General features: G+C 41.5%; 25 protein-coding genes and 1 tRNA gene. 14 read left to right on the forward strand and 12 right to left on the reverse strand.

Going from position 1 to position 23,639, the window contains the following annotated elements:
* Positions 1-118: 118 nt before the first annotated feature.
* Genes QI031_RS10110 through gyrA form a run of 3 tightly spaced genes read right to left on the reverse strand, consistent with a single transcriptional unit; the run spans position 119 to position 4,695 of the window.
* Positions 119-454, reverse strand: a complete 336-nt coding sequence (locus QI031_RS10110; protein ID WP_281485047.1) for a DUF4870 domain-containing protein — start codon at positions 452-454, stop codon at positions 119-121.
* A 45-nt stretch (positions 455-499) separates the two neighbouring features.
* The gene (gene lnt / locus QI031_RS10115; RefSeq protein WP_281485048.1) at positions 500-2,080 is read right to left on the reverse strand and encodes an apolipoprotein N-acyltransferase; all 1,581 of its coding nucleotides are present in this window, start codon (positions 2,078-2,080) and stop codon (positions 500-502) included.
* A 17-nt stretch (positions 2,081-2,097) separates the two neighbouring features.
* Positions 2,098-4,695: a DNA topoisomerase (ATP-hydrolyzing) subunit A gene (gene gyrA / locus QI031_RS10120; protein WP_281485049.1), complete on the reverse strand. Its 2,598-nt coding sequence runs from the start codon at positions 4,693-4,695 to the stop codon at positions 2,098-2,100.
* Positions 4,696-5,235: 540 nt separating this feature from the next.
* Here gyrA and QI031_RS10125 point away from each other — a divergent pair.
* The 7 genes from QI031_RS10125 (at position 5,236) to QI031_RS10155 (ending at position 11,402) form a co-directional block, all read left to right on the forward strand.
* Entirely contained in the window at positions 5,236-5,454 is a 219-nt protein-coding gene (locus QI031_RS10125) for a hypothetical protein (protein WP_281485050.1), read from the forward strand.
* Between the two features lie 229 nt (positions 5,455-5,683).
* The gene (locus tag QI031_RS10130) at positions 5,684-5,968 is read left to right on the forward strand and encodes a helix-turn-helix domain-containing protein (RefSeq protein ID WP_281485051.1); all 285 of its coding nucleotides are present in this window, start codon (positions 5,684-5,686) and stop codon (positions 5,966-5,968) included.
* 568 nt (positions 5,969-6,536) lie between these two features.
* Entirely contained in the window at positions 6,537-7,520 is a 984-nt protein-coding gene (locus QI031_RS10135) for an alpha-ketoacid dehydrogenase subunit beta (RefSeq protein WP_281485052.1), read from the forward strand.
* Between the two features lie 125 nt (positions 7,521-7,645).
* Positions 7,646-9,061 (forward strand): protein translocase subunit SecD, encoded by a 1,416-nt coding sequence (gene secD, locus QI031_RS10140; protein WP_281485982.1) that lies wholly within the window; start codon positions 7,646-7,648, stop codon positions 9,059-9,061.
* Entirely contained in the window at positions 9,058-10,053 is a 996-nt protein-coding gene (secF, locus tag QI031_RS10145; protein ID WP_281485053.1) for a protein translocase subunit SecF, read from the forward strand. The genes secD and secF overlap by 4 nt, the downstream gene beginning before the upstream one ends.
* Positions 10,054-10,133: 80 nt before the next feature.
* Positions 10,134-10,547 carry a hypothetical protein gene (locus QI031_RS10150; RefSeq protein ID WP_281485054.1) on the forward strand — a complete coding sequence of 138 codons (414 nt, stop codon included), beginning with the start codon at positions 10,134-10,136 and terminating at the stop codon, positions 10,545-10,547.
* A gap of 372 nt (positions 10,548-10,919) precedes the next feature.
* Positions 10,920-11,402: a GNAT family N-acetyltransferase gene (locus QI031_RS10155; RefSeq protein ID WP_281485055.1), complete on the forward strand. Its 483-nt coding sequence runs from the start codon at positions 10,920-10,922 to the stop codon at positions 11,400-11,402.
* Here QI031_RS10155 and QI031_RS10160 read toward each other — a convergent pair.
* The 6 genes from QI031_RS10160 to QI031_RS10185 all read right to left on the reverse strand — a co-directional run bounded on the left by QI031_RS10160 (position 11,362) and on the right by QI031_RS10185 (position 16,408).
* Positions 11,362-12,276, reverse strand: coding sequence for a sensor histidine kinase (locus QI031_RS10160; protein ID WP_281485056.1), 915 nt, complete (start codon positions 12,274-12,276; stop codon positions 11,362-11,364). The two genes, QI031_RS10155 and QI031_RS10160, sit on opposite strands and share 41 nt — an antisense overlap.
* Positions 12,277-12,426: 150 nt before the next feature.
* Positions 12,427-13,017, reverse strand: a complete 591-nt coding sequence (locus tag QI031_RS10165; protein ID WP_281485057.1) for an L-threonylcarbamoyladenylate synthase — start codon at positions 13,015-13,017, stop codon at positions 12,427-12,429.
* A 66-nt stretch (positions 13,018-13,083) separates the two neighbouring features.
* Positions 13,084-13,977 carry a peptide chain release factor N(5)-glutamine methyltransferase gene (prmC, locus tag QI031_RS10170; protein ID WP_281485058.1) on the reverse strand — a complete coding sequence of 298 codons (894 nt, stop codon included), beginning with the start codon at positions 13,975-13,977 and terminating at the stop codon, positions 13,084-13,086.
* A gap of 19 nt (positions 13,978-13,996) precedes the next feature.
* Positions 13,997-14,806 (reverse strand): Tic22 family protein, encoded by an 810-nt coding sequence (locus tag QI031_RS10175; protein WP_281485059.1) that lies wholly within the window; start codon positions 14,804-14,806, stop codon positions 13,997-13,999.
* Positions 14,807-15,449: 643 nt separating this feature from the next.
* Positions 15,450-15,523 (reverse strand) — tRNA-Pro (locus tag QI031_RS10180).
* A gap of 336 nt (positions 15,524-15,859) precedes the next feature.
* Positions 15,860-16,408 (reverse strand): GNAT family N-acetyltransferase, encoded by a 549-nt coding sequence (locus tag QI031_RS10185; RefSeq protein WP_281485983.1) that lies wholly within the window; start codon positions 16,406-16,408, stop codon positions 15,860-15,862.
* Positions 16,409-16,796: 388 nt separating this feature from the next.
* Here QI031_RS10185 and QI031_RS10190 point away from each other — a divergent pair, with 388 nt between their 5' ends.
* Complete coding sequence (locus tag QI031_RS10190) at positions 16,797-17,516, forward strand: hypothetical protein (RefSeq protein ID WP_012410214.1); 720 nt, start codon at positions 16,797-16,799, stop codon at positions 17,514-17,516.
* A gap of 91 nt (positions 17,517-17,607) precedes the next feature.
* Positions 17,608-18,540: an alpha/beta fold hydrolase gene (locus QI031_RS10195; RefSeq protein ID WP_281485060.1), complete on the forward strand. Its 933-nt coding sequence runs from the start codon at positions 17,608-17,610 to the stop codon at positions 18,538-18,540.
* A 34-nt stretch (positions 18,541-18,574) separates the two neighbouring features.
* Here the strand turns inward: QI031_RS10195 and tsaD are convergent, their stop codons facing one another.
* Positions 18,575-19,621 carry a tRNA (adenosine(37)-N6)-threonylcarbamoyltransferase complex transferase subunit TsaD gene (tsaD, locus tag QI031_RS10200; RefSeq protein WP_281485061.1) on the reverse strand — a complete coding sequence of 349 codons (1,047 nt, stop codon included), beginning with the start codon at positions 19,619-19,621 and terminating at the stop codon, positions 18,575-18,577.
* Positions 19,622-19,797: 176 nt separating this feature from the next.
* On the opposite strand from tsaD, the gene QI031_RS10205 reads away from it, so the two are divergent.
* The 3 genes from QI031_RS10205 to QI031_RS10215 all read left to right on the forward strand — a co-directional run bounded on the left by QI031_RS10205 (position 19,798) and on the right by QI031_RS10215 (position 21,278).
* Positions 19,798-20,292, forward strand: coding sequence for a Photosystem I reaction center subunit III (locus QI031_RS10205; RefSeq protein WP_281485062.1), 495 nt, complete (start codon positions 19,798-19,800; stop codon positions 20,290-20,292).
* Between the two features lie 37 nt (positions 20,293-20,329).
* Complete coding sequence (psaJ, locus tag QI031_RS10210) at positions 20,330-20,479, forward strand: photosystem I reaction center subunit IX (protein ID WP_281485063.1); 150 nt, start codon at positions 20,330-20,332, stop codon at positions 20,477-20,479.
* Between the two features lie 277 nt (positions 20,480-20,756).
* The gene (locus tag QI031_RS10215; protein WP_281485064.1) at positions 20,757-21,278 is read left to right on the forward strand and encodes a photosystem I reaction center protein subunit XI; all 522 of its coding nucleotides are present in this window, start codon (positions 20,757-20,759) and stop codon (positions 21,276-21,278) included.
* A 169-nt stretch (positions 21,279-21,447) separates the two neighbouring features.
* On the opposite strand, the gene gmk is transcribed toward QI031_RS10215, so the two are convergent.
* Complete coding sequence (gene gmk / locus QI031_RS10220; RefSeq protein WP_281485984.1) at positions 21,448-22,056, reverse strand: guanylate kinase; 609 nt, start codon at positions 22,054-22,056, stop codon at positions 21,448-21,450.
* Positions 22,057-22,227: 171 nt separating this feature from the next.
* Positions 22,228-22,494, reverse strand: coding sequence for an extracellular matrix/biofilm regulator RemA (gene remA, locus QI031_RS10225; RefSeq protein WP_214437244.1), 267 nt, complete (start codon positions 22,492-22,494; stop codon positions 22,228-22,230).
* 522 nt (positions 22,495-23,016) lie between these two features.
* Here remA and QI031_RS10230 point away from each other — a divergent pair.
* Positions 23,017-23,253, forward strand: coding sequence for a ribbon-helix-helix domain-containing protein (locus QI031_RS10230; RefSeq protein WP_281485065.1), 237 nt, complete (start codon positions 23,017-23,019; stop codon positions 23,251-23,253).
* Positions 23,253-23,591, forward strand: coding sequence for a type II toxin-antitoxin system PemK/MazF family toxin (locus QI031_RS10235; protein ID WP_281485066.1), 339 nt, complete (start codon positions 23,253-23,255; stop codon positions 23,589-23,591). Before QI031_RS10230 ends, QI031_RS10235 begins: the two co-directional genes overlap by 1 nt.
* Positions 23,592-23,639: the final 48 nt, after the last annotated feature.

Consider the following 23,639-nt stretch of genomic DNA (forward strand, 5'->3'; position numbering starts at 1 on the left):
TGAGAAACTCTATCCCTTCATCAGTGGTCAAGGTTGCTCCTCCCGCTGCTTGGGCATTGGACATGGGGAAGAAGTTATATCATGTCTAGTGAAAGACTTTTAAATGCGTAACAGCTTACTATACGAAACGAAAAATTAACGGGTAACGATAGGGTACATGAGGTTGGTTCAGAACATTAACTATGGCAACAATTGGCATGATAATACTGACCACCCATAGCCCAGCCAATAACACAAATCCAATCCCAATAAAAATCAACAAACCAAATATAATCCCATAAATGAAGAGATTAATGTGAAAATTAAGGGATTCTTTAGCGTTTTCTTTAACAATAGGGTCGTTATTGATTAATAAAATCGCTATGGGTATCCCAATCGAGATAACTGTAGAACTAAAAAATATCGCTCCGTGAGATAAAGCAGACAAAAGCTTACTTTGTGGTGAGTTTTCCATAACACAATATTCTCCTTTGTATTTGGCGATCGCTACCTTTGGATTTTATGATCTCAACTCGGTATTGCCATCATTTTGCCAGAAAATATTAACACCCCATCCCAAAGCAGCCAATCCTAACAATAAAGGAGTCAACCAATCACCCCAACGCACATACAAAGTTTGTGTTTGCCGTCGATAAATAGTTTCGGCGTGAGTTTCATAAGTATTATATCCAGATATCCACAAGGTTTTGCCGTGAGGATTTACAAAAGCTGAATATCCTGTATTAGTTGCCCGCACTGTCCATCTATCAGTTTCTATCGCCCGCATAATATCTTGGGCGTGGTGTTGCAAGGGCATGGGCGTACTGTAATGGGCATCATTAGAAGAACTGAGGATAAATTGCCCACCATTTGCAGCTTGACGGCGAAATACTTCAGGAAATGCCGATTCATAACAAATACCAACGATCGCCCGTCCAAATGGCGTATCAAACACTTGATTTGCTAAACCTGGAACTTGGTGTTCATCTAAAGGCGACAAGCGCTGAACTATACCACCCAAAATGTTTTCAAAGGGAATATATTCGCCTAAGGGTACTAGTTTGGCTTTATCGTAACGGCTGGTAATTTCACCTTTATCTGTAACATTAAATAAGCTGTTGGTATAACTGCGTCCTCGTTCTCCAAAAGCCCCAATCCAGGCAACTACATTTTTTTCCTGTACTGCTGAGACGAAAGAAGTTGAAAGCAAGTCGTGCTGAAAAAAAGGCAAAGCCCCCTCTGGGGTGAGAACTGCATTTACACCTTGATCTACTAAAGTTAAATACCCATTGGTATAACCTGTCAGGGCGCGACGCAAACCTTCGGGGATGAGTTTAATTTTATTAGGGATATTACCTTGAATAATTCCTACTTTTAAGGCGGCGGCTGGTGGTTCAGCGATAGGACGAATATATAAAATTAAGCCAATAAGATGGCAAATGATAAATATACCACTGGCGATCGCTAAATATTTATTTCTGTGTTGACGATTGATCCAAGCTTCGGCAACTAAGCCATTGACAGCTGCGATCGCGGCTGTCACAGTATTAGGGCCAGAAAGTTGACCAAGGTGTAAAATTACCAGATCATGCGGTGACTGAGTATAAGCCAAAGAACTCCACCACAAAGGGCCAGCACTCCACAGACTTTCTAAACCACACCAAACAGCTGTACCAATTAAAACACGTAACCACGGTTTTTGCTGGGCAAGACGAGCCATCACAGTTGCCCAAATAGCAACGAATATTCCTCCCCAAAGGCTAACGAACGCCCAACAAAACAGGGTAATTGCCAAACTCGGCCACCAAGGAACACCCAACCAAGTCATCGGATGAATGCCAGTAATCCAAGATAAGGCGACACCGTGGTAGCCAATACCCCAAGCTGAAGCAATTAAAAATGAAGACTTTTCTCCAGAATTTTTAATTTTTAATTTTTCATTTTTAATTATGAAAACCCACAGAGGGGCTAAGGCAATCCACCCTAAAAACCATGCGCCAACTGGGGCTACGGTTAGCCCCATTACAACCCCACTTAAGAAGGATAAAGTGTAAAGGCTAAAAACTGAAAACCGCTTTTTGTCGGATACTTCATATTTCATCCTTCACCTTTGATCCTTTATTCTGCTTCTTCTGTTTCTGCTTCTGCTTCACTAGCAGCATCGGGAGGAACTATGGCCACCCCTGTAATTGCGTCATCTTCGTCGAGACGTTGCACTCTTACCCCAGTAGCCGATCGCGACTGTACCGAAATTGCATTCACTGCTTGACGAATGATAATACCGCGATTTGTCACCATCATGATCTCGTCGTCATTGTTGACAATACCCAGGGTAGCTAATTTGTCTTTGGTTTTGCGGTTTTTAAATTTGGTGGCCATTAAACCTTGACCGGCGCGATTTTGCAGTCTAAATTGAGCAACTGGTACGCGTTTGCCGTAACCTCCCATTGTGATTACTAATACCCAAGGGCCGACATTACCGTTGCTTGGTATTTCTGTAACTTCTTCGTTAATTTCGATTTCTTCGGTTTCAACTTCTTCAATTTCCACTTCATCTGGATTCAAGGTGTCCAAAATGGCTGCTGGAAGAATATCCATCCCTACCAATTCATCACCCTTTTTCAGTTTCATTGATTTCACTCCACGAGTAGCCCTACTTAAAGGACGTAGTTGTTCGTGGGTACATCTAAAGTGAATCGCCATACCCAGACGAGAACCAACGATTATGCTGTCTTCAACTCTGGCGCGTCGCACCCAGCGCAGTTGATCGCCTTCTTCTAAAGAAATAGCAATTAAGCCATTTGCCCGAATATGACTAAAGGCTGCTAATTCGGTTTTTTTGATATTGCCGCCTTTGGTGAGCATAACTAAATATTCATCGCTGCTAAACTCACTGACTGGGACAATGGAGGTGATTTTTTCGGCTCTGGGAATGGGTAGCATTTGCACAATGGGCGTACCGCGACTGGTACGGGAACCCACGGGGATTTGGTAAGCTTTGAGGCAGTACACTACACCGCGATCGCTAAAGAATAAAACGCTGTCATGATCGCAGCAAGTCAAGAAATGTTCAACGGTGTCATCAATTTTGACCTTGGCTGCGGCTTTCCCTCTAGTGGCACGGTTTTGAGCCTCGAAGGTATTAACGGGCATCCGTTTGATGTAACCTTGCTCTGTAAGAAGAATGATCGCCTTTTCATTGGCAATCAAGTCACGTTCATCAATTTCTCCTTCTGCATGGGTGATGACTGTGCGTCTAGGAGTAGCAAAGCTTGTTTTGATTTGGGCGATTTCGGTTTCAATAATTTCTAGCACCCGTTCTCGCCGTGCCAAAATATCTTGTAAATCAGCGATTTGTGTTTGTAAATCCTCGTGTTCTTGGCGAATTTTGTCTGCTTCTAAAGCAGTTAACCGCCGTAATTGCATCTGTAAAATGGCATCGGCTTGTACTTCTGAAAGCCCGTAATTTGTGATCAATTCGCCTTTAGCTGTGGGGGCATCCGGTGCATGACGAATTAAGGTAATAATCACATCTAAATGAGATAAAGCAATTAATAACCCTTGCAAAAGATGGTCGCGTTCTTCAGCTTTTCGCAGTTCGTAGCGGGTACGTCTGGCAATAGATTCGATGCGAAAATCGAGGAATACTTCTAAGAATTGTTTGAGGGTGAGGATTTGGGGTTCACCATTCACTAAAGCCAACATGTTAGCCCCAAAGTTGGCTTGCAGTGGGGTTTGTTTATAAAGGTTGTTTAGTACTACACGGGGATAGGCATCGCGCTTAAGTTCGATGACGATTCTCATGCCGTCGCGATCGCTTTCATCCCGAATATCTGCAATTCCCTCAATCCGCTTGTCATTCACCAACTCGGCGATTTTTTCAATCAGCGCTGCTTTGTTGGTTTGGTAGGGCAATTCGGTAATAATAATTGCTTCTCTTTCTGGCCGTCCCCGCTGTTCAATAGTTTCAATATTGGCAACACCGCGCATGGTAATCGAACCACGCCCAGTAGTATAAGCTTCTCTAATTGATGCCGTTCCTAGAATCTGCGCCCCAGTGGGAAAGTCTGGCCCTTGGACATACTGCATTAACTCCAAGTTGGTGATTTCTGGATTGTGAATTAGTGCCACTAAGCCATCAATCAATTCGCCTAAGTTGTGGGGAGGGATATTAGTCGCCATACCCACGGCAATCCCCGAAGATCCATTTAGCAGCAGTTGGGGAATCCGTGATGGTAAAACTGTAGGTTCTTGTTGAGAACCGTCGAAGTTATCAGCAAAGTCTACGGTTTCTGATTCGATGTCTTGCAGTAGGGCGGCACTGGTTAAAGCCTGTAAGCGGCATTCTGTGTATCGCATTGCCGCTGGCGGATCGTTGTCTACTGAACCGAAGTTACCATGCCCATTAATTAGGGGCGATCGCATCGAAAAATCCTGCGCCATCCGCACTAACGCATCGTATACTGCCGTATCGCCGTGGGGGTGATATTTACCCAGCACTTCCCCGACTACACGGGCGCATTTCCGAAAAGGTCGATCTGCGCTTAAACCCAACTCGTGCATAGCGTAGAGGATGCGGCGATGCACAGGTTTTAGACCATCCCTGGCATCTGGCAGCGCCCGACCCACTATTACACTCATGGCGTATTCGAGATAAGATCGGGACATTTCGTTCCGCAGATCTGTTGGGATAATCCTCTCCTGTGAGAATGTCATAACCTAGAAAACTCCAAAAAATGTAGATTGTAGCCCTTACAGTTGACAAAGCGCCAAATTATTCCAAATTTTCCTTGAATAATTGCCATATTTTGATACAATTCTAACATAATACTGTCTTTTTTTGCTAGGTCAGTTAACTCAGATATCTTGCCAAAACTCTTGTCAAAAAAGAGTTAATGATTGTCGCTTTATTTGCAGTCAAAATTTCAAACATAAATTATTAATTTAAAATTTAAACTCTAGTATCTAGTGTTGAGTTTGATTTGTAGCAGAGGTCTTTATTTGGTGGCACTATTTAATTTTCTATTGAATAACTTTAATGGAACATCAAATATTTAATCTTATCTTTTTGGATATTAAATACTATTTAATTTAATAGAACGTTTTATTACTAAGGAAGTTATCATTTTTCCTAATATATTTAATAGGTTGTACAAATGATTGAAGGTTATTTGAAAATAGTAATTTAAGTCGCAAGATAGTGTTAATGTTTCTACGTCATCCCTTAAGCTTAGGCTATGAATTGGAAAAGTATTGATGAATAAGGAAATAAATCCCAACCAAGCAGAAAAAATAAATTCTGAAAGCGACGCATCACAATTAAGTCCGGAGGTAGTTGACAAAATCAAACATCCTCTAAAAATGGATGACGTGATCCGGCAACAATCACTAGCAGAACGTAGAAGTAACCCAACTTTAGTACCAGAAATGTTAGAAGAACCAAGCGATGCAATGCTTGATATTACTAAAGAATAGTGACGTAAGTCCTAAATAATGAACAGTTATCAGTGATGTATTTGGGTTGAAATTCCCGACTGCTCACCAGTGGTAGGCTTCATCTGATAACTGATTTAATCAGCCTTGTTTGCAAGAGAAGGCTGCGATCGCTTATAAAGGAATATAGTTAACAATTTTTTTTGCAATTGATATTGCTATCAGTTGATTTAATAAATTACTTATAAACTTTTCAAGGGGAGCATGAGATATGGATATGCAAGTCCTGAGAGAGCGTGCTGGACTTAGCCGTGCAGAGGTTGCCTTCAGACTTGCAATCAGTGAAACCAGTGTTCGTAACTGGGAAGCTGGACGCACTGAACCCACAATGACACCAAAAAAATATTTAGATGCTTTGCGCCTGTTTAAATGTACACCTGAAGAATTGGCAGCCGCAAGCGAAAAATCAATTAATCAGCGGCATAAACGTAAACCAGGAAGGCCTAAACGCTATCCAGATAACCAAGTCACTCAGTTAAGCTCATCCTCAAGGTGAAATAAAAAACTTCACGCCAACTTGCGGGATGAAGTTTTCAGACATAGGGAATTTGTACTGAGTTGAGCCTGAGCGCAGTCGTAAAGCCTGCGGCATAAGCTACGCTTAGCGCGCAGTGTCTTTGATAGGAGAAGGGCGCAGCCGAAGTAGCTTGTCTAAGTGTTCACTGATTTAACCACTAATGAAGGGATAAAGTTTTCTGCCGCTTTCAATAAAGTATGGGACGTTTGTTGTTTCCCCAGAATGCTACTGGATGATTTAACGATACTTCGTTGATTTGACTAAATCTTAAGCTGCTCTTAAATTGATAGTCACCTATATTGAATAAATTAATCGTGCAGTTATTGGCAATTTGGGAATAGCTTTAACTTCAGTTAGCACAAGCGATAGGGAAAACACCTAGAAACAGGAAAAAGCTGATGAATTTTTAGTTGTTAGCTATTTATTCTGGCTCTGTAACTAAAGTAGTAAATCTCTAACTAGTGCGATCGCTCACCATATTTGCCACTGCGGCGCGATAAGATTCTAAAACAATAGTCGTACTCAAATAGTCGTACTAAAGGTCTAAATGGCAGAAACACTATTTTTCAACGCTCTGCGGGAAGCCATTGATGAAGAAATGGCGCGTGATTCGAGTGTATTCGTTCTTGGTGAAGACGTAGGACACTATGGCGGTTCCTACAAAGTTACCAAAGACCTATACCAAAAGTATGGCGAACTCCGAGTTCTAGACACCCCCATCGCAGAAAACAGCTTTACTGGCATAGCAGTGGGAGCAGCTATGACTGGGTTGCGACCAATAATTGAAGGCATGAACATGGGCTTTTTGCTGCTTGCCTTTAACCAAATATCTAATAATGCTGGCATGTTGCGTTACACTTCCGGCGGTAACTTTAAAATTCCAATGGTGATTCGCGGCCCTGGAGGCGTGGGCAGACAGCTAGGGGCAGAACATTCCCAAAGGTTAGAAGCCTACTTTCAAGCCGTTCCTGGGTTAAAGATTGTAGCTTGTTCTACACCTTACAACGCCAAAGGACTGCTAAAAGCCGCTATCCGTGACGACAATCCAGTATTGTTTTTTGAACATGTTCTACTTTACAACTTAAAAGAAGACCTACCAGAACAAGAATATTTGCTGCCCTTAGATCAAGCCGAAGTTGTGCGTCAAGGTAAAGATGTCACAATTCTCACCTACTCACGGATGCGCCATCACGTATTACAAGCCGTCAAAACTTTAGAAAAACAAGGTTATGATCCAGAAGTAATTGATTTAATATCACTCAAACCCTTAGACTTTGATACCATCGGCGCATCCATACGCAAAACCCATAAAGTGATTATTGTGGAAGAATGTATGAGAACTGGTGGTATTGGTGCAGAATTAACCGCCTCAATTAATGATCGCTTGTTTGATGAACTAGATGCTCCGGTACTGCGGCTTTCTTCCCAAGATATCCCCACCCCTTATAACGGCAACCTGGAAAGACTAACAATTGTCCAACCAGAGCAAATAGTGGAAGCTGTAGAAAAAATGGCAGCCTTGCGAGTCTAAAACTTAAAAGTTAAGAATTAGGAGGAGAAATCGTTACTCCTAATTCTTAATTTATAACTCTTAACTAATACTCATAACTCCTAAAAAGAACGCTATTATAGCCTTTGTCAGTTGCGAGTTATGGTATGCAAAGACAGCGATCGCTATTAGCCTTGATTTTAGTCCTGCTCATCGCCGCTATTGTGGTGATTGCGAAAATTCCTGTACCTCTAGGATTGGACTTGCGCGGAGGCTCACAGCTTACAATTCAGGTGAAACCAGCACCAGGAATGAAGGAAATCACTGAACGAGATTTAGAAGGCGTTCAGAAAGTTGTCGAAGGACGAATTAATGGTCTCGGCGTTTCTGAACCAGTGATCCAAACTGTGGGTAAAGACAAAATCTTAGTACAATTGCCAGGAGTCAACGATCCAGAGCAAGCCGAACGAGTACTCGGTGGTACAGCACAGTTAGAATTTCGTCTACAAAAGATCGGTACAGAAACTCAACTATTTGCTTTTCAATCATCACGAGCCGAATTGAAAGCCAAGCAAGCAGAGTTGAAAAACAGTAACGATCAAGCAGCAATTACTAAAAATCAAGAAGAATTACAAAAAAACAACCAAGCGATCGCCGAGTTATTTGAAAGTACCAATCCACCATTAAATGGGCAATACCTCAAAGATGCCTATGGTGAACCCACTCAAGGCAATAATTGGAATGTTGCTATTCGCTTTGAGCCAAAGGGTGGTGAACTGTTTGCTCAATTGACAAAAAACCTTGCAGGTACTGGGCGTAGTATTGGTATTTTTCTCGACAATGAATTGATTAGCGCTCCCGTAGTCGGCCCAGAATTTGCCGCTACTGGGATTACTGGAGGCGCTGCTGTAATTACAGGTCGATTTACCCCCCAAGAAGCTAACGATTTAGGCGTACAGTTACGTGGTGGCGCGTTACCCGTACCAGTGGAAATTGCCGAGATTCGGACTGTGGGGGCAACTTTAGGTAAAGACAGCATTACTAGTAGTATCTACGCTGGTGCTGGTGGTTTAGCTTTAGTCCTAATATTCATGGTGGTGTATTATAGACTACCAGGATTAATTGCGGATGTAGCACTTTTGGTTTACGCTATATTGACCTGGGCTAGCTTTGCTTTGTTAGGTGTTACCCTAACTTTGCCAGGAATTGCTGGTTTTATTCTTAGTATTGGCATGGCAGTAGATGCGAATGTGCTAATTTTTGAACGGACGCGAGAAGAATTGCGGGCAGGCAAATCTTTATATCGTTCTGTAGAATCTGGTTTTTACCGAGCATTTTCTAGCATTTTAGATGGCAATGTGACTACAGTTATTGCTTGTGCGGCTCTGTTTGGGCTGGGGGCTGGTTTAGTGAAGGGCTTTGCCTTAACCTTAGCTTTAGGGGTAGCAGTCAGTATGTTTACGGCAATTACCTGTAGTCGCACATTATTGTTTTTAGCAATTTCCATTCCCTCATTGAAGAAGATAGAACTCTTCTGTCCTAAACTGCCAGTGTCGAATAATCAGGCAGAGGTAGCTAGATGAAACTAAGTATTAATAAATCGCGATCGCTGTGGTGGGCTATTTCTGGTGTAATCATTCTTATTGGAATCATCTCAATGGTGATTTCTTGGCAAAACCCAGAAATTAAAGCCCCTTTACGTCCTAGTTTGGATTTTGTCGGTGGTACACGAGTACAGTTGGAGCGAGATTGTACTCAACCGGGTAACTGTGATCAGCCAATTGATATCAATGTCGTTAGGGAAGTAGCTAAAGAACAAGGATTAGGTGACAGCAGCATCCAAATTGTGGCTGACAAAGATACAGGTTTACAAAATGGTGTATTAATTCGTACAAAAAACTTAGAGGTTGAGCAGCGTACCAAGTTGCAAAATGCCCTCAGCGAAAAAATCGGTACTTTTGATCAACAAAAAAACCAAATAGACAGCGTTGGCCCTACCTTGGGGCGAGAGTTATTTACCTCTGGTGTCATTGCGTTAGTTGTTGCTTTTGCAGGCATCATTCTATACTTGAGTTTCCGCTTTCAATTGGACTACGCTGTATTTGCGATCATTGCTTTATTTCACGACGTTTTGATCACCGCAGGTATTTTTTCTATTTTAGGTTTGGTACTTGGTATTGAAGTAGATAGCCTCTTTATTGTGGCTTTGTTGACGATTACAGGTTTCTCAGTCAACGACACAGTGGTAATTTATGATCGCATTCGAGAAACTATTAAAACCAACCCTAACCGCCCAATTGCTGAAATTGTCGATGATGCAGTCAACCAAACTTTGGGACGGTCTATCAATACGACCTTAACCACAATGCTGCCATTGTTTGCGATCTTTATATTGGGTGGCGAAACCCTCAAAAACTTTGCTTTAGCACTAATTGTTGGCTTTACAGCGGGGGCTTATTCGAGTATTTTCATCGCCAGTACTCTTTTAACTTGGTGGCGAGAACGTAAAGGTCAATCTACACTGGTAGCGAGTACTGAGGCAATGGATACATCCGCTAGTTCCCAGGACAGTTAACAGTAAACAGTGAACAGTTAACAGTGATAACTGATAACTGATAACTGGTAACTACCCATGCCCTGCGATTTTATTGCTTTATGGATCAACCGGAACAACCATCAATTTTTAGCAACAATACCGAGAATACCGACCCATCTTTTGCTCAACAAGTACAAAGACTACACCAATTGACTGTTTACGGTCGTTGGCTATTTGTGGGCTGTCTATGGCTGACTATTGCACCTCTTTGTTTGTGGGATTTACGTACAGAAATTGCTCTTTGGCAGCAATATTTTACCTGGGTAGCAGTGCGCTACGGACTCTTCTACCATCCACTCTCTACCCTTGGTTTAGCGTTTTGTATTGGTATGACCGTGGCTGTTTTAGTATGGCAAAGCCGCAATATTCTCGTAGGCTTACCACAACCGGAAAAGGAACGCTTAGAAAAACAAGTTTGTCGGATACGCCAACAGGGAGTAACTCATCCTCTATGGAAATGGATTTGTCAATAAGGAATGTAGATAAATACTATCTAGAACTTACGCAATAACTCTTTGAAAGTCCTATTTCTCTGTGTTCTCAGCGTCCTCTACGGTTAGATTTTCCGTTGCCTGTGCGTAAGTCCTGATATCAATGAAATACACTACTCTAGTACTCTGTCAAGATAATTTTGCTGGGTTAATGTGAAAAAGTCCAGTTCTTTTCTCCCCCTGCTTCCCCTGCTTCCCCTGCCTGCCTCCACCTGTCATTTTTGGGTTGACAGACCACTAGTCCCTAGCCCCCAGTCCCTAGCCTCTTTTCATAACTAAAGCGTATTGCAAACAACCGAGAAGCGCTATATAACTTAACAATAGAGATGACACTGCCAAATTGGGGTGCAAGACATGAACTCTCTTCAGATTCAATTTCGTGAACAGATTTGCGATCGCCACTCTCAAATAGATCTTTATCAACTCCAAGAATTGTTCAATATTTCAGCTTTCTGGGCAAAAGGACGTAGTATTGAAGATTTAGGTATAGCTGTTGCCAACAGCGACCCAGTGATTTTTGTTTGCAATGGAGAGCAACTGATTGGCTTTGCCAGAGCAACCTCTGATGGCATTTATCGTGCCACAATTTGGGATGTTGTTATCCACCCAAAATACCGTGGCACTGGCTTAGGCAGTAAGTTAATAAAAACCATTTTGAATCATCCCCGTCTCAAGTGTGTTGAGCGTGTGTATGTCATGACCACTTGTCAACAAGGATTTTACGAAAAAATCGGTTTCCAGCCCAATAGCAGCACCACAATGGTATTACACAGACAATCTAAACTTGATTCGGTAACTACTGAGGAAGTTCAGCTTCAGGAATCAATAGTGGGATAGACACTTGCAGCCTAGCAAATTGCTCAAATTGTTCAGGAGATGGCATGAGTGCCAGTTTTCCACCCATCACTTCTAACAGAGTTTGATTAAGTAAGAACTGCATTCCTACCGAAAGACTATCATTATCTTGTTCAGGATGAAGAGGTTTGTCTTCAGACTTGAGCAAATCAATCGACTCACTTTTATATAAAGCGTGAATAGGCACATCCAGACAAATGTAAACAATTTGATTTTCAGGTGAAGTGCTACTAGAAATATGGATACTGCCTTCTTCCATTTGAGTAAGGGCAGTATCTATTAAATTTATTAATATTTGGCGTAGCCAACGTTGGTCTACCAAAACATAGATTTCTGGCTCAGGAAGTAACACCCGCAAAGGAAAATTGCGGTTCGCCGCCAGCATATAAGTTAGTTGATTAACTTCTTGTAAAACTGCGGCTAAGGAATGCGGCTGAAGATCTAATTTATTAGTGCCGTGTTCTGTTCTAGCAACACTGAGAATTTCATCGATTAAATGTAGCAACTTCAACGCCCGTTCATGGGCTTGGGCAATAAATTCTCGCTCCTCTGCCGGATTTTCGCACAAATCTGACAAAATTAACTGATGTAAACCAATCAAACCGTTAAGAGGCGATCGCAATTCGTGGGTAGTCCGTGCCAAAAAACCAGCTTTAAACTGACCCATTTCCTGTGCCATTTGGTACGCTAGTTGCGTTTGCTTGATTTGTTGCAGCAGTTCTGGCGTATGGTGTTGATCTTCTGGCACTGTTGGGGATAAGTCAGAGGCAGTGCTTGTAGAACGCGCAAATAATTGACGCAAACCCACCCCCGCTATTAATCCCACTCCTAGATAGATCCAGTTACTCCAATTCATAGTTTGGCCATAATTAACTTGTTAGTTGACCATAAAGGTACAAAACAAAGTTCCGGATTTCTCAATTCATCCGTTTTTATCTCTAGTCTCGGCTAAAAAGCAAGTCAATACCAAGAAAATAACAATATTTACTTATTTTGATTTAGCAGTTTATAAGTCTAATCTGACTGCACCCTGTCGCAAAATTTGCCAATTTATTCCCGTCCATTTAGCAACAGTGGAAGGTACACCGATTCCTAGGGTTTCACCTTGACATTCTGTAGTTGCCAGAGTCGTGACTTCAGGAAATTGAGCCTCAATTTCTGTCAAACTTTGTAAAGGCGGTTGTCCTGAAAAATTGGCACTAGTCGTAGCCAGAGCGCCTGTTTGCGCCAAAATAGTTTGGGCGATCGCATTATCAGGAACTCGTATACCAATTGTAGTTGGGTCAGCAGGATTTATTTGTGGCGGTAAGCGATCGCTTGCTGGCAGCACCAAGGTCAACCCTCCTGGCCAATATTTCCTGGCTGCTTCCTGCCAAATTTGGTAATCATTCTCGCTACCTTGAACATAAGACCATAAGTCTTCTGCACAAGCTGCCATTAAAATCAAAGGTTTATCCTGACTCCGCTTTTTAGCTGTAAAAATTAATCCTGCTTTTTCTGGTAAAGCTGCCAATGCAGGAACAGTATCTGTGGGAAAGCTAACTAAAAAGCCAGCGCGTGCGCTAGCTATCAGATCTTTTAAGGATACTTGGGTCATGTTTACACAATTAGCAGTTAAGAGCTAAGAGCTAGAAGTAATTTCCTAACTCCTAACTCATCAGTTCTAATTTCTGTAAGCAAGTGCAAAGCGTTCAATTCCTGCTAAATCAGCGTGGATTTGAATATTGCAATAACTGCCTTGATTTTGCAACATTTCTCGCACCGTATCTGCTTGTCCCGCCATCATTTCAATTAGCCACACACCACCAGTTCGCAAATAACCGGGTGAGGTCTCTATGAGATGGCGGATGCAATCAAGGCCATCAGCACCACCATCCAGCGCTAAATGTGGTTCATGTTTAACTACTTCCGGTTGCAGGGTAGCGATGGTGCTTGTAGGAATATAAGGTGGGTTAGACACCATACCACTAAATTCACCTTTGAGGGGTGCTAGTGGTTCCCACCAGTTACCTTGATAAAATCTCACTCGTTCAGCAAGTCCCAGATTGTGGGCGTTTTCCTGAGCAATTTTCAAGGCTTCTAGACTGCAATCAACGGCATGAATTGTAGACTCTGGCAAAGCATCTGCTAATCCTAAAGCAATTACGCCACTGCCAGTCCCCAAGTCTGCCCAGTGTCCTGCCTGTGAAGGTGCAGCTGCCACTGCTAAATCAATCAAGCACTCTGTTTCTGGTCTGGGGATCAAAACTGCACTCGATACCGCGATTTTAAAGTGTCGCCAAGGTGTCACTTTGGCAATGTACTGTATTGGTAAGCGATCGCGCAACCGACGCTGCCATAGATCATCTAACTCTTCTAGAGATAACTTGATTTGAATTTGAGGCCAGTCTTTGAAAGACTCCAAACGCAGTGCTAAACGGTCTAACCTCGCAACTTCCAGGAGAAGCCAATCAACCTCAGTTAATGGAACATCAGTTGCAGCTACCGTATGGATTGCCTTTTTATACCACTGCCAAAGTTGTAAACCGGAAACTACCTTTGGCTGTGTATTGGTCATGTCTTAACCTGAAGAAAACCTATTTTTTTGGTGCAGCAGATGGAGCAGGGGTCTTGGGCGCGTTATTTCCAGGCAGTGTCTTAATATATTCTCTAGATTCTTGAGACGGCACTAAAACTACTTGTTTGAGCCAATCGTCGTTTTTGTCCTGTAATGTCTTAATAACTCCGTCTACGTCTATGACTTGAATATCAGCCTTAGGAAACTTTGGCTTCACCTGACTTAATAAACCTTGTGCATCTTGCTTGCTTAAAAACAGAGGAATTAATTGTTCCTTGCCAGAGTTCAATTTAATTGGCACGTATCCCTGATCTGGTGCAAATCTGACAGCAAAAATAGGCACACTCTTAAATTGCTCTACCTTTTGACCGCTTTGGCGTAACAAATCCATTGCCCCTTTAATTTCCTGTTCTACAGGTTTAAAAGCAAATAAAAGACGGTCTGGCTGGTTCTTGCTTTGTTGTAGTTGCTGATAAATCACCCCTAGAGGTAATGCTGTCACCTGTAGGCTTTTTACCATTTCTTCCATCTTCGGATCTTTGCCTTTAGCATTCCGCAGCTCAGTAATAAAAGCCTGAGCTTCTTGTCTGCTTAAATAAACACCTGTCACAGAACCACCAGGTTTTTTACCGTTTTGAGTTTCTGGTAAGGGGCGACTCAATGGTAAACCTTTCTCATTGGTAATCACATATACAGGTACAGAGTCTAATTTCTCTTTTATTTGCTGTTCTGACAATGCCAACACTGGAGCATTTCCTACAAAAACTGTTCCCAGCAAAGTACTCCCAACCAAGCCTAATGTTGCTCCCCAGCGAACCAATGCTTTCATAACAAATCCTCGCATCATATAGTTCAATTAAGTCAGACAAGTTGTTGGATTTGCACAGCTCCAACTGGCTAGTTTTAGTTATATAGCAATCCGTCTGATATGTGAAAACTTCATGTTTGTCGTTAAATACTAACAGCTGAGTGCCAAGACCTAGTCTTTTTAAACTTGAGAGAATTGCGATGTTATCTTTGTCACCAATTGCAGTACTAAATTGTGTTTTTCTCAAGTTAGCCTTGTTATTGACTGCGTAATATTGTAGATGCTTATTGTATTTTGCTCTCAAGGAGAAAAAAAATTCCCCAACTGTTGAAGCGATCAATGCCATTTTACTGTCTTTCTCAAAGAGAGTGACGTAACCACATAATTAATCGTTCCACCTGTGACTGGATTTAAAAATTGCCAGATATGCAATCTAAGTACAGAAGTTCCTTCCTTTAGGAGGAGATTTTGCTTGTTCATCTTCAAAGCACAGTCTAGTGCCAGAATAGCCAAAATGGCATTCTTGGATAAACTTACAATTTAAACGTAGATTGTACCAAAAAATTTCCAATAAATACCGAGTTTAGTTAAGAGCAAAATTTGATGTTCTAAATTATGTATATACAAAAAATCCCACAAAAAACGTGGGTACATAATCTATTAATCGGGATGACAGGATTTGAACCTGCGGCATCCTGCTCCCAAAGCAGGCGCGCTACCAAGCTGCGCTACATCCCGGATAAATTAATTCTACTTTGCGATGGTTTACCAAAGGTGGTATTTCTCACAGAAGCTATTTAATTATATCAGATTTTAGAAATATTTACTAATTTTCTAACATACAATTAATTACTTCACTATCACTATCTAAAATTGTGCTGCTGGATAGGTGGGCTATGTAGGATTATAAGGGTTTAGTTCCCTGAGCCTGCTTGGCTATCACTATTTAAAATTGTGCTGCTGGATGGGTGGGCTATGTAGGGAAACATGTTCGCTATCACCAGATTTACTCCCAATTTATCAGATTAGCTAAGTTTTTTTAACAGCGACCTACTCTTTATTTATATACAAAATTTAGTGGGGATACCAAAACATACCTTTGATGCCTTCGGGGTCTGACATGAAACCCATACTTCTGTAGAAATCTACAACATGGGGATCAGCAAAAAGAGTAACGTTGCTAATTTCTTCACTTCTGAGTTTTTTGAGTACATATTTCATCAATGCCTTTCCCAGTCCTTTACTTTGAAAATCTGGGTGAACTACCACATCCCAAATAGTGGCATTAAAAGCATGATCTGAAGTAGCACGGGCAAAACCAATGAGCCGTCTTTGGTTTCCTCGCACCTGCCACATGGAGGCTACCAAAAAACTATGCTCTATGGCTTTTTTCACTTTTCTCAAAGGACGACGCGACCAGCCAACTGCATCACAGAGTTCTTCTAGTTCATACAGATCAAGATCTCGCTCGGTACTAAAAACAATGCGAGCCTCTTTAGATGAAGTTTCGCTAATGTTATTGGGGCTATTGCCCACAGATGCTGCTGTATGCTCTTCAAAGGAAGTAGTCTTACTTGTCGTTAAAGATTCAGGAGTACTAAACCAAGTTTTCCAAAAACCCATGCCAACGTGGTTCGGGTAGTATAACTGAATTGGTTGCCACTCTATTTGAGTGGTTGATTCACGTCTTACAAAAGCTACTACCATTCAAATTACCCTTACACTTAAATTTCTTCAGGTGTTTTTGGGATTCCCGATGGCAACAGCATTCGCAGCGTGTTTCACACCAATCATTTTCAACTTTAGCATTTTGTTGTAAAGCCTAGGAGAAATTCCCCAAAAGACGAAAATATGAGAGTCAATTATATATGGGGCATTGGGCATTGGGCATGGGAAAAAATTTAATCCCTAGTCCTTAGTCCCTATTCCCTTCCCTAGTCCCTAATTCTCAGTTCTCAGTCCTCAGTCTCCAGTTCGCTGGTGACGAAAGCAAGCGAGTCTTACCCCAACGATGGCTTCTGGTTTAAAATCTTCGACACTGGAACTTTTAAAGCGCTTTAATCGAGCGTTTCCCCAGTTTTATGAGCAGTTTGTAAGTAGTGAGATTCAACTACAAAATCTACGGCTAGCCTATCGGCTCTATAAAACCAGACGCGCTGTTATAGAGTTAAAGCCGGAAGGAAGCAAAAGTGCTTTACACTTTGCTTACCGCAATCAGTCGTTTCTCCTGAGTGATATTTTTGGTGTGCTGGCGGCTTATGGGCTGACTATTCACGGTCTGAGCCTGTATGGTCAGATTCGACCGCCAATGTTGGTTTTTATCAAACTATTAGTATCTCGTGGCAGTAAAGCCTTAACTGAGAAAACCGCAGAAAATGTCTGCCGCGCTATTCGTGAGGCTTTAGGAGGGCGGTTTGAAGTAGAAGAAATGCTGGCAGTAGAATTTAACCTTGATACTGGCTTAGAACAAGTACAGACAGAGTTTTATGTTGACCCAGTATTTCATCTCCCAGCTCTGGTGATTGAAGCGGATAATCAACCAGGGTTGTTTTATAAAGTAATGTACGCCATTTGGCAAGAAGATTTGCTAGTAGTCAATGCCAATTTGTTGGTTTGGCGTGGGCGTACACGTCTTATTCTCTATTTATTAGGGCCGAATGAAAGCTTGATTCCTGAGTATTTGGGACACAAAATTGCTGAAGGAGTGCGTCAAAGGCTTTTGGGTAAATGATCTAAAGGATGAAGTATAAAAAAATTCAGTATTTATCCTTTTTAAATTCCATATTTTAGTCTTACCCCTTCTTAAGGGTACGATATTAAGTATGGCAACCATTGAAATCCTAGGCGTTCCACACGCATACGAGCTTACGGCTCCCACCTCCTGCCCTCACGCTTTAGTATTTATTCATGGCTGGTTAAATAGCCGTGGATACTGGCAACCTGTGATTTCCCGCCTATCAACTGATTTGCAGTGCCTATCGTATGATTTGCGTGGTTTTGGTGAATCTCAATCATTGCCAGAAACTGATTCTAATCGGACACAAACTTCTTTTGACTTAACTGTCAAATTTGGTAGTGCGCTTAACTCATCCGTTGATTCTCTTTATACTCCGGCTGCATACGCTCAAGATTTGGTAACTCTTCTGCAACAGCTAAATATTCACAGTGCTTGGCTGATTGGGCACTCCTTAGGAGGCACGATCGCTTTGTGGACAGCAACTCAAATGCCAGAGTGTATAAAAGGGGTGATCTGTATTAACGCAGGTGGTGGCATTTATCTTAAAGAAGCTTTTGAGCAATTTCGGGCAATGGGGCAGCGATTTTTACAACTGCGTCCACGCTGGTTATCTCAGATGCCTCTGATTGATTTGTTATTTACCAAAGCCAGTGTAGCTCGTCCTTTGGAGCGCTATTGGGCGCGTCAGCGAGTGATTGATTTCGTCGTAGCTGACCCGGAGGCTTCTTTGGGAACATTGTTAGACTCTACAACCGAGGAAGAAGTCAACCGTTTACCTCAACTTGTGTCTCAACTTCAACAGCCAGTTTATTTTTTGGCTGGTGCTAACGATAAAGTCATGGAACCCAAATATGTCCGCCATTTGGCTAGCTTTCATCGACTGTTTCAATACTCTGGAGACAATGTAATCGAAATTCCTGATTGTGGACACTTGGCAATGTTAGAGCAGCCAGAGGCGGTTGCTAGTCACATACTGTCGATAGTTAGTGTTCAAGAGTCAGTGGTTAGTGGTCAGTAGTCAGTGGTCAGGGGCGTACGAATTACTTTGGATGTCAATTAGATTGATATAACTTCATCACCTGAGTCAGAGCTAATCGAGATTCAACGCCTAGGGTGATGGGAGATGTATGACCGAGGGATAAATGATCAGCGGCGGCACAGGCAATCATGGCGGCATTATCAGTACAGTATTTTAGGGGAGGAAACAAGACACGTAAATTATGCTTGGCAGCGGCAACTTGTAAGTTTTTTCTCAGACCGCTGTTAGCCGCTACTCCTCCACCCACAGCAATGGTGTTGAGATTATAATCTAGGGCACAGGCGATCGCTCTTTTAGTTAGCGATCGCGCTACTGTTTCTTGGAAGCTAGCCGCTACATCTGCTACTGGCACTTGTCCACCATCTTTTTCTAACCGCTCTACTAAACGCAGCACCGCTGTCTTCAAACCACTAAAACTTGCATCGTAGGGATGATATCCTCCACCGGGTAGTGAAACTTTACCTTCTGGCAAGGCAAAGGCTTGGGAATTACCTGCTTGTGCTAAATGATCAATTATTGGCCCGCCAGGATAACCTAGCTTTAACAACCGGGCTACTTTATCAAAAGCTTCACCTGCCGCATCATCACGGGTTTGGCCTAAAGTTTTGTAATCACCACAGTTTTTAACGTAAATCAAGCTTGTATGTCCGCCTGAAACCAGTAAGCTAAGAAAAGGGGGATCTAAAGTTGTCTCACTCAAGTAAGTCGCGTAAATGTGACCTTCAAGGTGGTGAACTCCTAAAAATGGTTTGTTGTGTAAAATTGCCAGGGTTTTTGCTGCCGTTAAGCCTACTAAAAGCGCTCCCACCAGTCCAGGGGCACAAGTGGCAGCAATTCCATCAATTTGCCCCCAGTTTAATTGTGCTTGCTCCATTGCTTGGGCGATCGCCCAATTGATCGTTTCTAAATGCTGGCGAGATGCCACTTCTGGCACTACTCCACCATATTGCTGATGCACTGGAATTTGTGAAGCAACAATACTACTGCAAACTTGACGATTATTAACAATTGCGACGGCAGTTTCATCACAGCTGGTTTCTATTGCTAAAACGATTGCCATTCTAGGGTTTTGCCAACTAAGGACTTGTTTGAGAAGCTTTAACTTTTATTTACTTAAACTTTACTCGATTCCCACGCAAGAGTATGATGACTTGCTAGTTATGTAAATAAAGATTGTACAAGCCGCTTCGTTTTGTACAAGAAACTTTGTGTTTTGTAATAAAAGGAAACAACTCCATGCGACGATTGTTTGCTTTGATTTTAGGGATTTGTCTTTGGTGCAATTTTGCTCCCCCCGCACAAGCGCTAGGAGCTAACCTTGTACCCTGTCAAGACTCTCCCGCTTTTCAAGAGCTAGCAAAAAATGCCCGTAATACCACCGCTGATCCCCAATCAGGGAGAAAGCGGTTTGAGCGTTATTCTCAGGCGCTATGCGGTCCTGAGGGTTATCCTCACTTGATTGTTGATGGTCGTCTTGACCGCGCTGGCGACTTCCTCATCCCCAGTATTCTCTTTTTATATATTACAGGTTGGATTGGTTGGGTAGGCCGTTCCTACTTGCAAGCAATTAAAAAGCAATCAGATACCGAACAAAAAGAAATCCAAATCGATCTTGGTTTGGCACTATCGATCATTTCCACAGGCTTTGCTTGGCCTGCGGCTGCACTTAAAGAGTTCTTGTCGGGTGAGTTAACAGCTAAAGATTCCGAAATCCCTGTTTCTCCCCGCTAATTCATCTTAACTGATTCATTTTTTGGAGACTAAATTCATGGCGGACAAAGGCGACCAATCATCTTATTTGGTTAAATTTATTTCCACAGCGCCAGTAGCAGCTACTATATGGCTGACAATTACAGCAGGTATTTTGATTGAGTTCAACCGTTTTTTCCCAGACCTACTTTTCCATCCACTTCCATAGGTAGAAAATAGGATTTTAAAGATAGTTGAATTAATTGTCTTTTGCCTAAAATTGACTGGTTAGTTGACTCAGCCTAATTAGGTGAAACTATCACTTAATTAGGTGATAAAAATAATTTTTTGAAACTCGTAATGCTTAAAACAGTTAACGAGTTTCATTTTTTTGAAAGCTGCTAAATTAATTTTTCTAAACTTATGAGCTAAAAGGTAACTTGATCCACAAATATTACTAATATAAAAATGCCACCATTCTAATCTTAGAGGGAAACATAAAAATTATGGCGCAAGCAGTAGATGCATCCAAAGATCTCCCCAGCGATCCTAGAAATCGGGAGGTTGTTACTTCAGCAGGACGTGATCCTCAGCAAGGCAACCTAGAGACCCCGGTTAATTCTTCTCCCTTAGTCAAGTGGTTCATTAATAACTTACCCGCTTATCGCCCAGGCCTGAATCCTTCTAGACGTGGGCTAGAAGTTGGCATGGCTCATGGCTATTTGCTGTTTGGCCCCTTTGCTAAATTGGGGCCTCTGCGGAATACAGTTAATGCCAACTTAGCTGGTGTATTATCAGCAATCGGTTTAGTTATAGTTCTCACCGCTTGTCTATCCTTGTACGCTAATAGCAATCCTCCTAAAGCACTTGCTAGTGTTACAGTACCGAATCCTCCAGTAGATGCTTTTAACTCCAAAGAAAGCTGGAATCACTTTGCTAGTTCTTTCTTAATTGGTGGTATTGGTGGAGCAGTAGTCGCGTATTTGTTGACTAGCAATTTGGGAATTATTCAAGGACTATTTGGCTAATTAAACTTCTGTTTTCTGTTAATTGGGCATAGGGTATTAGTAATTAATAATTTTTTACTATTCATTGATACCTTATGCCTAATTATTTATAATACTTAAGTTATTGACAATTAAGCAAATTGGCTATATTTTCATTAACTTGATTATAAAAACGGCTTGATTGTGGTTTTCAGGAATTGGAATTAAATAAAGCTGTTTCTATCGCATTGAGAGCAGTTTCAAAATTATCATTGACAACTTTAATATCAAACTCACCTGCTGCTTTCACTTCTTCTTTGGCACGGCATAGACGACGGGCGATCGCTTCTTCAGAATCTTGACCACGACCGCGTATCCGTTTCTCTAATTCATCAAAGTCAGGCGGTAGAATAAAAATGCTGAGAACATGAGGAAAAAAAGTACGGATTTGTCTTGCCCCTTCTAGTTCGATTTCTAGCACTACCAACTTGCCTGAGCGAACTTGATTAAGTACAGTTTCACGGAGAGTACCGTAATAGTTACCAGCAAATTCCGCCCATTCTAAAAATTCGCCTTTAGCAATCAACTGTTCAAACTTGCTGCGACTAATAAAGTAATAATTTTTGCCTTCGATTTCTCCTGGACGGGGAGAACGAGTAGTTACAGATACGGAATAATACAATTGGGGATGGCGCTGCAACAGCGATCGCATTAAAGTGCCTTTACCAACCCCACTAGGCCCAGTTAAAACAATTAACCTGCCTGGAGACTGGTCTTCTTGGGTATTAGCACAACTCTGGATAGGTAAAGCTTGCATTATCCGTTCAATCTGCGAATTAATCAATAAATGTTGTTCATTAGCCTTTATATTTCGTTGCAAAAATTAAATTTAACTAACGAATTTGTAGCACGAGTGACAGAAAACTAGTCTAATTCACATAGTACTGCGGATATGGTGCAAATAAAACTAGGGCTATTAACTTACCCCTAATCAATTATCTACAACATGATGCTCGCGGGAAATCACAAAGCGATTCGCAACCGTTTCAGGCTGAATCGCCGACAGGATAACGTGGCTGGAATCCGTAATAATTACAGCCCTAGTCCGACGACCATAAGTTGCGTCAACTAGCTGGTTTTTATCCCGCGCCTCGGTAATAATCCGCTTAATCGGGGCAGATTCTGGACTAACGATCGCAACTACTCGGTTAGCAGATACTATGTTGCCGAAACCGATATTAATTAACTGTATTTCCATATAAAATTAACACCACGTATGGTGCGCGAAGCTGGTAAGGAAGTTATTTCCATGTTATCCCCAAAAAATTGGAGTTACAACGCTTTAGGTATAGCCAGCCTTAGTTTTTAAATAGCAGATGCTTTTTTTAGCTGTTTATTAGCCAAAACACCTTTAAATATTCCTAAAGACACATGCATAAGTATAATAAGCAAGCTAATCAGCAATTAAAAATATCAGATGTATCAGACTACAAATATGTATTATTATATTACAATTTATTGGATAGCGATCGCTACCTTGGATTCATGCCACTTTAGTAGTTGCTGAGTGAATTGCAGTGCCGTCAGTTGGTGTAAATATGATCTATTAAGGTTTGTATCTCTAATCTTCAGGAAATTTGATGCAGACGCAAAGTTGGTAAGACTTACGCACAAACTTTTATTACTCATAAAAAAATATAGACTTATTGTACGAAATATTTTGAAATTTGGTATAACTAAGGTATAACCCAAAAGTGTAGTAGTAACAACAAAAGTACCTATGAAAACTGCAATTTCGCTTCCAGATTTAGTTTTTGAAGAGGCAGAAGCACTAGCTAGAGAGTTAGGTATATCACGCAGCGAACTTTACACAAAAGCTTTGAAAATATATTTACGGAAATACAACCGTAATCAGATCTTAAACAAACTGAATCAAGTTTATTCTCAAGAGTCATCTGAACTAGATCCAATATTTGCAAAGTTGCAATTTGTGTCTTTATGCCGTGAGGATTGGTAGTGTATCGCGGAGAAATTTGGTGGGCAAACTTGCCTGATCCACTTGGTTCAGAACCTGGATATCGCCGTCCTATTTTGATAGTTCAAGATGATATTTTTAATCAAAGTCGTATTAGCACCGTAATTGTGGTAGTTATTACCTCTAACATTCAGTTAGCAAAAGCGCCAGGTAATGTGTTGTTACTACGTGAAGCTACAGGTTTATCCAAAGATTCTGTAGCTAATGTTTCTCAAATTTTGACTGTTGACAAAACGTTTTTAGTAGAGCGTTTTGGAGTATTACCAGAATATCTACAAGAAGAAGTAGACGAAGGACTGCGAACTATATTATACCTTTAGCTACACAATGCTACTTTTATTGAAATCAAAAAGGTTGCCCAATAAACA

The sequence above is a fragment of the Halotia branconii CENA392 genome (genome assembly GCF_029953635.1).
In the GTDB taxonomy this organism is placed as follows: Bacteria; Cyanobacteriota; Cyanobacteriia; order Cyanobacteriales; family Nostocaceae; genus Halotia; species Halotia branconii.